This is a genomic window from Aeromicrobium sp. REDSEA-S38_B2, assembly GCF_001628525.1.
Lineage (GTDB): Bacteria > Actinomycetota > Actinomycetes > Propionibacteriales > Nocardioidaceae > Aeromicrobium > Aeromicrobium erythreum.
On record NZ_LUNH01000071.1, the window covers coordinates 1 to 10,039 of the forward strand.

The following is a 10,039-nucleotide window of genomic DNA, read 5'->3' on the forward strand; positions in this document are numbered from 1 at the left end:
CGTCGCGTCGGCCAGCCGCACGGCCGTCACGACGTGCCCCGGCGGCAGGCCGTCGACCGGTCCGGCCGCCAGGAGGCGGACGTCGGTGAACGCCTCGCCCCGACGCATCGGCCCGCCGACCCGTCGCCCCTCGAGGTCGTCGGACGACAGCAGGTGCTGGGGCGCCGCCCCTGCCGGCAGCAGCGAGGAGGTGACGTCGTCGGCGGAGAGCACCGTGCCGCTGGCGAGGTCGCGGGCGGCGACGGCCACCTCCACCTGGTCGGGCGGGCGGCGCACCGACGTGAGGGCCAGCAGCACCGCGAGGGCGGTGCACAGGGCGGCGAGCAGACGACGGTGCTCGAGCAGCGAGGAGCGCAGACGGTCCATCCGCGCACGCTAGGCAGCGGGCCGGACCCCGATCCAGCGCGTCTCCACAGGGGAGCGGGTCAGGCGGCCGAGCCGCCCGTGGACGACGAGCCGCTGCCCGAGGTCGACGTGCCGGACGACGTGCCCGAGGAGGAGCTCGACGACGTGCTCGACGACGAGGAGGAGCTCGAGGAGGACGAGCTGGAGGTGTCCGACGACGTCGTCGTGCTGCGGCTGTCGGTGCGGTAGAAGCCCGACCCCTTGAACACGACGCCCACCGCGTTGAACACCTTGCGGAGCCGGCCCTGGCACGCGGGGCACTCGGTCAGCGCATCGTCGGTGAACGACTGGTGCACCTCGAGCGCGTTGCCGCACTCGGTGCACTGGTACTGGTAGGTCGGCACGGTCTTCTCTCCTGGATGTCACCGGTCGGCGGGTGCCGCTCCGGCACGAGGTCTCCGACGTCAAAGGGTACAGTTCCCTGCATCGTGACCGACCCTGACTCATCCGGGACCCCGTGATGACCGAGCTCCTCCTCCTGGGACTCTCGTTCCTCCTCATGCTCGCGTGCGGCGTCTTCGTGGCGGCCGAGTTCTCGTTCGTGACGGTCGACCGCGCGACGGTCGAGCGCGACGCCGAGCGCGGCGACGCGGGCGCGGCCGGCACCCTCAAGGCGCTGCGCAGCCTGTCGACCCAGCTCAGCGGGGCGCAGCTGGGCATCACGATCACCAACCTGGCGATCGGGTTCGTCGCCGAGCCGGCCATCGGGCGGCTCGCGCGCGGACCGCTGGAGGACCTCGGCGTCACCGGCGGGGCGCAGAGCGCCGTCGCGTACGGGCTCGCGCTCTTCCTCAGCACCGTCGTCACGATGCTGGTCGGCGAGCTCATCCCGAAGAACCTGGCCCTCGCCCTGCCCCAGCGCGTGGCCGCCGTCGCCCAGCTGCCGCAGCGGGTGTTCACGCGCGTGATGGCCTGGCCGATCCGGTTCCTGAACGGCACGGCCAACCGCACCTTGCAGCGCATGGGCGTCGAGCCGCAGGAGGAGCTGCGCTCGGCCCGCTCGCCGGTGGAGCTGCGCTCGCTCGTGCTGCGCTCCGCCCGCGAGGGTGCCATCGACGACGAGACGGCCGACCTCGTGGCGCGCAGCATCGCGTTCGGTGACCGCACCGCCGCCGACGTCCGCACGCCCCGGGTCCGCGTGCACTTCCTCGACGCCCGCGACACCGCGCTCGACGTCATCGAGGCGGCCCGCCAGACCGGGCACTCACGGTTCCCGGTCACGGGCCGGTCGCCGGACGACGTCGTCGGCATCGTGCACGTGAAGCAGGCCGTCGCGGTCGACCCCGACCGACGTCGCGGCGTCCGTCTCGGCGACCTGGCCGGCCCCGTGACCACCGTGCCCGACAGCCTCGAGCTCGACCCGCTGCTGGCCCTGCTGCGCGAGCAGGGGATGCAGATGGCGGTCGTCGTCGACGAGTTCGGCGGGACCGACGGCATCGTCACCCTCGAGGACCTCGTCGAGGAGATCGTCGGCGAGGTGCTCGACGAGCACGACCGCGTCGCGAGCCGCAGCCGCCACCGTCCCGACGGCGCCTGGTCGCTCTCGGGTCTCCTGCGACCCGACGAGGTGCTCGAGCAGACCGGGGTGGCCCTGCCCGAGAGCGAGGACTACGAGACGATCGCCGGCCTGCTGCACGCCGAGCTCGGTCGTCTCGGCGTGCGCGGCGACGTCGTCCACCTGCAGGTCGATCCGACCCCGGACGACGAGGACGACGACCCCGAGCCGCTGGACGTCTCGCTCACCGTCGAGCGCATGGAGGGCCGGCGGATCGACCGCGTGACCCTGACCGTGCAGGCCCCCGACGGTGCTGCTGCCGAGACCGGCTCGAGCAGGGCCGCCGAGCCGACCGCCGGCCCGGCAGCCGACCCGACCGGGGGCGGTGACGTCCGTGGGTGACTGGGTCGGGGTCGGGCTGACGTTCGTGCTGCTCGCCCTCAACGCACTGTTCGTGGCCGCGGAGTTCGCGCTCATCTCGGCCCGACGGACCCAGCTCGAGCCCCTGGCGCAGGCCGGGTCGCGCACGGCTCGGCTGGCGCTCAAGGCCGTGGAGAACGTCACGCTCGCCATGGCGGCCGCACAGCTCGGCATCACCATCTGCTCGCTCGGGCTCGGCGCCATCAGCGAGCCCGCGCTCGCGCACCTGATGGAGCCGGCCTTCGAGCTCGCCCACGTGCCCGAGAGCCTCGTGCACCCGATCTCGTTCGTGATCGCGCTGTCGGTGGTCGTGTTCCTGCACGTCGTGTTCGGCGAGATGGTGCCCAAGAACCTCGCGCTCGTGCAGCCCGACCGCGCCGCCCTCGTGCTGGGCCCGTTCATGCTGCTCGTCATCGCCGTGCTGCGGCCGCTCGTGGTGATGCTCAACGGCATCGCCAACCTGGCGGTCCGCCTGCTCGGCGTGCAGCCGGTGGAGGAGGTCGCCTCCACCTACTCCCACGACGAGGTCGCGGGCCTCGTCGACGAGTCGCGCCGCGAGGGTCTGCTCGACGACGACGAGTACGGTCTCGTGCAGGGTGCCCTGGAGTTCCACGACGGGCGGGTCGAGCAGGTGCTGCTGCCGCGCGACGGGCTCGTGACCGTCGCGCCGGAGGCGACGCCGGCCGACGTCGAGCGGGCCTGCGCCGACACCGGCTTCTCACGCTTCCCCGTCGTCGACGCCGACGGCGACCTCGCCGGCTACCTGCACATCAAGGACGTGCTGGAGACCGACGACGCCGCGCGCCGCGCCCCCATCGCCGACAAGTGGCTGCGGCCGCTGTCGACCGTCGGGGCGGGGTCGGGGCTCTACGAGGCCCTGCGGGTCATGCAGGCCAAGGGCTCCCACATGGCGCGGGTGGCCGACGGGTCCGGCCAGGTGCTCGGCGTGATCATGCTCGAGGACGTGCTGGAGGAGCTGGTGGGCGAGATCCGCGACACGGAGCGGCTCGGGAGCTAGGCCGGCGCCTCGGGCACGCGGAACACGCCGTTCTCGGTGACCACCACGTCGACCGGCAGGTCGTGCGGCTCGTGCGGCACCTCGGTCAGGAGCTCCTCGGCGTGCACGACGGCCACCAGCAGCGGCCGACGCCGGCGGGGGAGAACGGCGAGGGCGCGGTCGTAGTAGCCGGCGCCCCGGCCCAGACGACGTCCGGCGTGGTCGACGGCCAGCGCGGGCAGCACGACGACGTCGACGGAGGCGAGCGCGTCGTCGGGGAGCGTCGCGCCCACTGGCTCGTCGACGCCGAGCCGCGAGCGGGCGGTCGGGGCCGTGGGGTCGTGCGGCGCCCAGGCGAGGGAGCCGTCGCTCCGGCTGACCGGCACGAGGACCTCCACGCCACGCTCGAGCAGGCCCGCGAGCAGCGCCTCCGTGCCCGGCTCGCCGGGCATCGAGCGGTAGGCGGCGACCCGACGGGCGCGGACCACCGAGGGCAGCGCCAGCAGGTGGGCGGCGACCGCGTCGTCGACGGCTCGGCGCTGCTCGAGGTCGCGACGGCGGCGCGCCTCCAGCAGTCGCGGACGCACCGCCCGCTTCTCCTCGGCGGCCGCGTCGTTCCGCTGGCGCGCGCCCGGACGGTCCATACGTCTAGCCTAGGCGCGTGGACGGACTCGAGCTCGCACGGAGCACCATGGAACGCGCCGGCGTGGCGGCACCCGCGATCGAGGTCTTCAGCGACTTCTACCGTCAGCTCGAGGGCGGTGCCACGGGCCTCGTCCGCGAGGCCGACGTCGACCCGCTGGTCGACGTCGACCGGGCCGCCGACGTCACCTTCGACCTCGACGCGCAGCGCGAGGCCGCCGCGGTGACGGCCGTCATCAAGCTCAACGGCGGGCTCGGGACCTCGATGGGCATGGACCGGGCCAAGAGCCTGCTGCCCGTCCGCTCCGACCTCACGTTCCTCGACATCATCGCCCGCCAGGTGCTCCAGGTCCGGCGCGACCTCGACGTCACGTTGCCCCTGCTGTTCATGCACAGCTTCCGCACGCAGGACGACTCGCTGGCACGGCTGCGGCAGCACGAGGGCCTCGCGGTCGAGGGCCTGCCGCTCGACTTCCTGCAGAACCGCGAGCCGAAGCTGCGCGCCGACGACCTCACCCCGGTGCAGTGGCCCGCCGACCCGGCGCTCGAGTGGTGCCCGCCGGGGCACGGCGACCTCTACACGGCGCTGCTCGTCTCGGGCGTGCTGGAGCAGCTCGTGGCCGCCGGCTACCGGTACGCCACCGTCTCCAACGCCGACAACCTCGGCGCGGCGCCCGACCCGTCGATGATGGCCTGGTTCGCCTCGACCGGAGCGCCGTACGCCGCCGAGGTGTGCCGGCGCACGCCCGCCGACGTCAAGGGCGGCCACCTCGTCGTCCGGCGCGCCGACGGACGCCTCGTGCTCCGCGAGACCGCGCAGACGGCCGACGACGACGCGACGCTCGCCGCCGACGCGGACCGGCATCCTTTCTTCCACACGAACAACCTGTGGTTCGACCTGCCTCGACTGCTCGACACGCTCACCGAGCGCAACGGCGTGCTCGGCCTGCCGCTCATCCGCAACGAGAAGACCGTCGACCCCACCGACAAGACGTCGCCGAAGGTCGTGCAGATCGAGTCGGCCATGGGTGCCGCCGTCGAGGTCTTCGACGGCGCCACCGCCATCGAGGTCGAGCGCTCGCGGTTCCTGCCCGTGAAGACCACCAACGACCTCCTGCTGCTCCGTTCGGACGTGTTCGGCCTGGGCGACGACAGCCGCCTGCGCGCCACCGTCGACCCGCGGCCGCTCGTCGACCTCGACCGCCGCTTCTACACGACCATCGCCGACTTCGACGCCCGCATCCCGCACGCCCCGTCGCTCGCCGGGGCCTCGTCCCTGACGGTGCGCGGCGACTGGCACTTCGGGCGCGACGTGGTGGTCACCGGCGACGCGACCCTGGACGACGACGGCACGGCACGCAGCGTCCCGCAGGGTGCCCGGTTAGGCTGACGCCCATGTCTTCCGACGCAGGGAACGAGGCCGCTCCGCCCTCCGGCGACGCTGCTCCACCCCGGGGACCGCGTCCGCGCGTGCGTCCGGAGAGCGTGCCCGACGGCTTCCTGACCGTCGAGGACCACCTCGAGAAGATCCTGCGCGGCATCGGCCCGCTCGAGCCGTACGACCAGCCGGTCGTCGAGTCGCTCGGCCTGCCGCTGCACGCCGACGTGCACGCCCCGATCTCCCTGCCCCGCTTCGACAACTCCGCCATGGACGGGTACGCCGTCCGCGCCGAGGACCTCGCCCAGGCCACGTCGGCCACGCCCGTCGAGCTGCCGGTCGTGGCCGACATCTACGCCGGGTCGAGCCGGCCGTTCGCGATCTCCCCGGGCACGGCCGTCAAGATCATGACCGGTGCGCCGGTCCCGCGCGGCGCCGACGCCGTCGTGCCGTTCGAGGCCACCGACCGTGGCAACGCGCGGGTGCGGTTCACCGAGGCGGTGCGCGAGGGCCAGCATGTCCGTCGGGCCGGCAGCGACGTCGGCCAGGGCGACCTCGTCCTGCCGGCCGGCACCGTCGTCGGTCCGCGCGAGGCTGGTCTGCTGGCCTCGCTGGGCCTGGGAAGGGTCGCCGCCCGACCGCGACCGCGCGTCGTGGTGCTGTCCACCGGCAACGAGCTCCGCGAGCCGGGCGCCCACCTCGACTTCGACTCCATCTACGACGGCAACAGCTACATGCTCGCCGCCGCCGTGCGCGCGGCAGGCGCGATCGCCTACCGCGTGGGCGCCATCGGCGACGACCCGCGCACCTTCCGACGCACGCTGTCCGAGCAGCTCGTCCGCGCCGACCTCGTGGTCACGAGCGGCGGCATCAGCGAGGGCGAGAAGGACGTCGTCAAGGAGACGCTGTCGGCGCTCGGGACGGTCGCCTTCCCGAAGGTCGCCATGCAGCCGGGCAAGCCGCAGGGCTTCGGCACGATCTTCGACGAGCAGACCCCGATCATCACGCTGCCCGGCAACCCGGTCTCGGCCTACGTGTCCTTCGAGGTGTTCGTGCTCCCGGCCATCCGCCGGCTCATGGGCCTCACGCCGTACCGGCGGCCCATGGTGCACGCCGTGCTCACCCAGGACATCGCCTCCATCCCCGGACGCCGCCAGTACGTCCGCGGCGTCTTCGAGGTCACCCACCGCGGCGCCAAGGTGACTCCGCTCGGCGGCCACGGGTCGCACCTGCTCGGCTCCCTCGCCCAGGCGAACGCCCTGATCGTCGTGGGTGAGGACGAGACCGCCCTGAACCTGGGCGACACGGTCCGCACCCTCGTCCTCGACAGGCCGTTCTGACGTGGCCGGTCCCGAGCCGTCCGCCGCGCGGCTGACGCACGTCGACGAGACCGGGGCGGCCCGGATGGTCGACGTCGGCGACAAGGACGTCAGCCGCCGCACGGCGACGGCACGCGGGCGCGTCGAGGTGTCCGCCGAGGTCGTGGCCCTCCTGCGCGGCGAGGGTGTGCCGAAGGGCGACGCGCTCGGCGTCGCGCGGGTCGCCGGCATCATGGGCGCCAAGCGCACGCCCGACCTCGTCCCGCTCTGCCACCCGATCGCGATCAGCGGCGTCGAGGTCGACCTCCACGTCGCCGACGACGCCGTCGAGATCACGGCCAGCGTCCGCACCACCGACCGCACGGGCGTCGAGATGGAGGCGCTGACGTCGGTCACCGTCGCCGCCCTGACCGTCGTCGACATGGTCAAGGCCGTCGACAAGCGGGCGCGCATCACCGACGTCGAGGTCGTCGCCAAGGCCGGCGGCCGCAGCGGCGACTGGGACGTCCGATGAGCGCGCCCACCGACAGCCGACGCGGCGCCGTCGTCGTCGCGTCGAACCGCGCGGCCGCGGGCGTCTACGAGGACACGACCGGACCGCTGCTCGTCGATGCGCTCCGCTCCTGGGGCCTCGAGACCGCCGACGCCGCCGTCGTGCCCGACGGCGACCCGGTCGGACACGCCGTCGCCGACGCCGTGGCGTCGGGCGCGGCCGTGGTGCTGACCACCGGCGGAACCGGCATCAGCCCCACCGACCGCACGCCCGAGGTGACCCGACCGCTGCTCGACCGCGAGCTGCCCGGCCTGGCCGAGGCGCTGCGTGCCGCGGGGGTCGCCAAGGGTGTCCCGACCGCGGTGCTCTCGCGAGGTCTGGCCGGCGTGGCCGGGAGCACCCTCGTCGTCAACCTGCCCGGCTCGCGTGGGGGCGTCAAGGACGCCATCCAGGTGCTCGCCGACGTCGTCCCGCACGCCGTCGACCAGCTGGCCGGCGGCGACCACGCCGGCCCGGACCACCCGGGACCACGGGCGACGGCATGAAGGGTTGGCCCGTCGAGCTCACGCACGGCGACGTCGGCGTGCGGCCCTTGCGGCGCTCCGACGCCCGCGCCTGGGCACGGCTGCGGCGGGCCGACGTCGCGTGGCTGTCACCCTGGGAGGCCACGCTGCCGCCCGGCGGGGGAGCGGCACCGCTGTCGTACCGGGCGATGATCGTGACGCAGCGGCGTCGCGCGCGGCAGGGTCGGGCGATGCCCTTCGTCGTCACCTGGCGCGGCGAGATGGTCGGCCAGGTCACGGTCAACGGCATCTCGTGGGGCTCCGCCCGGTGGGCGAGCATCGGCTACTGGATCGCGCGACGTCACGCCGGCCGGGGGATCACGCCCGTCGCCGTCGCCCTCGTCGTCGACCACCTCCTCGACACCGTCGGTCTGCACCGGGTGGAGATCTCCATCCGGCCGGAGAACGAGGCCAGCCTGCGCGTCGTGCAGAAGCTCGGCCTCGACGAGGTCGGGCTGGCGCGCGGCTACTTGCACATCGACGGCGCCTGGCGCGACCACCGGGTCTTCCAGGTGCTCGCCGACGACCGTCCTGGCCGGCTGCTGGAGCGCGTGACCCGCGACGACGAGGCGCGACGTCGGTCGCCATCGTGAGTCACGCCTGCCACATCCGTCACAAACTTCACGCGACACACGACTGACCTGCGGAGATTCCCTCGGCGGGCGACCTACGGTTGATCCGTGGGTGCCAATGGACTGATCGTCGCGTTCGTCGTCGCCGTGTGGGCGGCGTACTTCGTGCCGCTCGTCCTGCGTCGGTACGACGAGGCGAGCTCCTCGGAGTCCCTGGAGTCGCTCAGCCCGTTGAGCCGCGTCATCTCCCGTCGCGGCCACGGCGAGCCGACCGAGGACGCCACCGACGAGGTGCCCCTCTCGGCGCCGGTCGACACTCCCACGAACGCCGCCGAGCCGACCCCGAAGGCCCCCACCGTGACCGAGACCCCGACCGCCCGCCGTGACGCGCCGACCCGCCGCGCCGCGGTCGTCGCCGCCCGTCGCCGCCGTCGCACGCTGCTGACCCTGCTGACCGCGCTCGCCGTGGTGGGTGGGCTCGCCGGCTTCTCCGTGGTCTCGCCGGTCTGGGTGGCCGCACCGGCCGCCCTGGTGGCGGCCTGGCTCGTCGCCTGTCGCGTGCAGGTCAGGGCCGAACGTGGCATCAGCCGCCCGGCGACCGAGCGTCGTCCGCTGTCCTCGCGACTGCCGTCCGTCAAGCTCCCCGCGCGTGACACCACCGCGGAGCGCGCCGCGCCGCGCACGCCCGACGAGGAGCACACCGTCGTCGTCTCGCACCAGTTCGAGGACGTCGAGCCCGACCGCAAGCACGTCATGGAGAGGGCAGAGCTGCCGGCCGACGCCCTCGAGGAGAAGCTGCAGATCGCGGTGCCGTCGGTCAGCACCGCTGGCACCGCCCTCTGGGACCCGCTGCCGGTCACGCTGCCCACCTACGTCACCAAGCCGCGCGTCGGCCGCACCGTCCGCACCATCGACTTCGACGCCCCGGGTGCCTGGACGTCGGGTCACGTGGAGGGCGAGGACGTGGAGCTGCCGGGTCGCGCCCGGTCCGCGCAGGCGGCTCCCGAGACGTCGCGTCGCGCGTCGGGCGAGTAGTCGTCAGGGCCGTCCGGACCCCCTGCGGGGCGAGACGGCACGGGTGCTAACCTGATTCAGACCTGGGGCATTGGCGCAGTTGGTAGCGCGCTTCGTTCGCATCGAAGAGGTCAGGAGTTCGAATCTCCTATGCTCCACCCGCACCACGAAGAGCCTCCCGGCACTGCCGGGGGGCTCTTCGTCGTTCCCAGCGACATCGCGCTCTCCTGCTCCGTCCGTCGGGCGGGGTCGTGTGGCTGCCGTGCGCGTCAGCGACGCTCGGCTCTCGGGACGACACGCGCCGCGCGCGACCGAGACGGGGACCGCGCGGCCCCTGCGGGGCGTGGTGCGTGCACCCGCTCGCAGCCCGATGCCGTCGTTCCAGGGATTTCGGGACCCCCAGAAGCGAGTGGGAGGCACAAGGAGGGGGGTGGTTTGACGACCCCAGGAGGGGGTGTGTAATGTTCTTCTTGTTGCACCGCACGGCGGGGCGCAAGGCCAGAAGGCCGGGTGTCCGGTGAGTGTGACCCGCTTGAACCGAAACGATCAATGCCAGGTTCGTCTGGAGACTGATCGCTGACAACGGCGAGCGAGGACTGGAAGACCGCGAGCTTGTCTCGCCCGAACCAGTCAGGTAGGTTTGACCAGCCCCTGGTGGGTGGGCCCTGATGTGGGTCTGTCTGGTGGGTGTGCGTCTGATGTTTGAGAACTCAACAGTGTGCTAAAAGTCGACGAGAAGTA

Annotated in this window: 11 protein-coding genes, 1 tRNA gene and 1 pseudogene; 10 read left to right on the forward strand and 3 right to left on the reverse strand. The window is 73.2% G+C overall.

All coding sequences use genetic code 11. The features are described from left to right. Positions 1-366 (reverse strand): SAF domain-containing protein (locus tag A6Q81_RS13520; protein ID WP_286690779.1); only part of this gene is annotated, 366 nt, incomplete at its 3' end. 78 nt (positions 367-444) lie between these two features. Between A6Q81_RS13520 and A6Q81_RS13525 the strand changes: the two genes are divergently transcribed. After that, positions 445-594, forward strand: a complete 150-nt coding sequence (locus tag A6Q81_RS13525) for a hypothetical protein (RefSeq protein ID WP_236749904.1) — start codon at positions 445-447, stop codon at positions 592-594. A gap of 62 nt (positions 595-656) precedes the next feature. On the opposite strand, the pseudogene A6Q81_RS13530 reads toward A6Q81_RS13525, so the two are convergent. Beyond that, positions 657-749 (reverse strand): annotated as a pseudogene (locus A6Q81_RS13530) (FmdB family zinc ribbon protein); the annotation flags it as partial. A gap of 116 nt (positions 750-865) precedes the next feature. Between A6Q81_RS13530 and A6Q81_RS13535 the strand changes: the two are divergent. Both A6Q81_RS13535 and A6Q81_RS13540 read left to right on the forward strand, forming a co-directional pair. Continuing rightward, on the forward strand, positions 866-2,302 hold the full coding sequence (locus A6Q81_RS13535) for a hemolysin family protein (protein WP_286690780.1): 1,437 nt from the start codon (positions 866-868) through the stop codon (positions 2,300-2,302). Next, positions 2,295-3,338 carry a hemolysin family protein gene (locus A6Q81_RS13540; protein ID WP_067859168.1) on the forward strand — a complete coding sequence of 348 codons (1,044 nt, stop codon included), beginning with the start codon at positions 2,295-2,297 and terminating at the stop codon, positions 3,336-3,338. The genes A6Q81_RS13535 and A6Q81_RS13540 overlap by 8 nt, the downstream gene beginning before the upstream one ends. Here the strand turns inward: A6Q81_RS13540 and A6Q81_RS13545 are convergent. Further along, a complete protein-coding gene (locus tag A6Q81_RS13545) occupies positions 3,335-3,961 on the reverse strand; it encodes a 5-formyltetrahydrofolate cyclo-ligase (RefSeq protein WP_286690781.1) in 627 nt (208 codons plus the stop codon). The genes A6Q81_RS13540 and A6Q81_RS13545 overlap by 4 nt on opposite strands. Before the next feature lie 47 nt (positions 3,962-4,008). On the opposite strand from A6Q81_RS13545, the gene A6Q81_RS13550 reads away from it, so the two are divergent. The 7 genes from A6Q81_RS13550 (at position 4,009) to A6Q81_RS13580 (ending at position 9,456) form a co-directional block, all read left to right on the forward strand. Further along, positions 4,009-5,349, forward strand: coding sequence for a UTP--glucose-1-phosphate uridylyltransferase (locus tag A6Q81_RS13550; protein WP_286690785.1), 1,341 nt, complete (start codon positions 4,009-4,011; stop codon positions 5,347-5,349). 80 nt (positions 5,350-5,429) lie between these two features. Beyond that, a complete protein-coding gene (glp, locus tag A6Q81_RS13555) occupies positions 5,430-6,677 on the forward strand; it encodes a molybdotransferase-like divisome protein Glp (RefSeq protein ID WP_236749735.1) in 1,248 nt (415 codons plus the stop codon). A gap of 64 nt (positions 6,678-6,741) precedes the next feature. Further along, complete coding sequence (moaC, locus tag A6Q81_RS13560) at positions 6,742-7,170, forward strand: cyclic pyranopterin monophosphate synthase MoaC (protein ID WP_083516627.1); 429 nt, start codon at positions 6,742-6,744, stop codon at positions 7,168-7,170. Further along, entirely contained in the window at positions 7,167-7,694 is a 528-nt protein-coding gene (locus A6Q81_RS13565) for a MogA/MoaB family molybdenum cofactor biosynthesis protein (RefSeq protein ID WP_286690783.1), read from the forward strand. Before moaC ends, A6Q81_RS13565 begins: the two co-directional genes overlap by 4 nt. Next, complete coding sequence (locus A6Q81_RS13570) at positions 7,691-8,305, forward strand: GNAT family N-acetyltransferase (RefSeq protein ID WP_067859159.1); 615 nt, start codon at positions 7,691-7,693, stop codon at positions 8,303-8,305. Before A6Q81_RS13565 ends, A6Q81_RS13570 begins: the two co-directional genes overlap by 4 nt. An 87-nt stretch (positions 8,306-8,392) precedes the next feature. After that, on the forward strand, positions 8,393-9,319 hold the full coding sequence (gene sepX, locus A6Q81_RS13575; protein WP_286690784.1) for a divisome protein SepX/GlpR: 927 nt from the start codon (positions 8,393-8,395) through the stop codon (positions 9,317-9,319). Between the two features lie 64 nt (positions 9,320-9,383). Further along, positions 9,384-9,456: transfer RNA gene (locus tag A6Q81_RS13580), tRNA-Ala, on the forward strand. The last annotated feature ends 583 nt before the right edge of the window (positions 9,457-10,039 follow it).

What these genes read in the sequence shown, in the direction of transcription:
- A6Q81_RS13535 (WP_286690780.1), top strand. Translation starts at nt 866, where the DNA reads ATGACCGAGCTCCTCCTCCTGGGACTCTCGTTCCTCCTCATGCTCGCG.
- A6Q81_RS13545 (WP_286690781.1), bottom strand. Translation starts at nt 3,961, where the DNA reads ATGGACCGTCCGGGCGCGCGCCAGCGGAACGACGCGGCCGCCGAGGAG.
- A6Q81_RS13550 (WP_286690785.1), top strand. Translation starts at nt 4,009, where the DNA reads ATGGAACGCGCCGGCGTGGCGGCACCCGCGATCGAGGTCTTCAGCGAC.
- moaC (WP_083516627.1), top strand. Translation starts at nt 6,742, where the DNA reads ATGGTCGACGTCGGCGACAAGGACGTCAGCCGCCGCACGGCGACGGCA.
- A6Q81_RS13565 (WP_286690783.1), top strand. Translation starts at nt 7,167, where the DNA reads ATGAGCGCGCCCACCGACAGCCGACGCGGCGCCGTCGTCGTCGCGTCG.
- A6Q81_RS13570 (WP_067859159.1), top strand. Translation starts at nt 7,691, where the DNA reads ATGAAGGGTTGGCCCGTCGAGCTCACGCACGGCGACGTCGGCGTGCGG.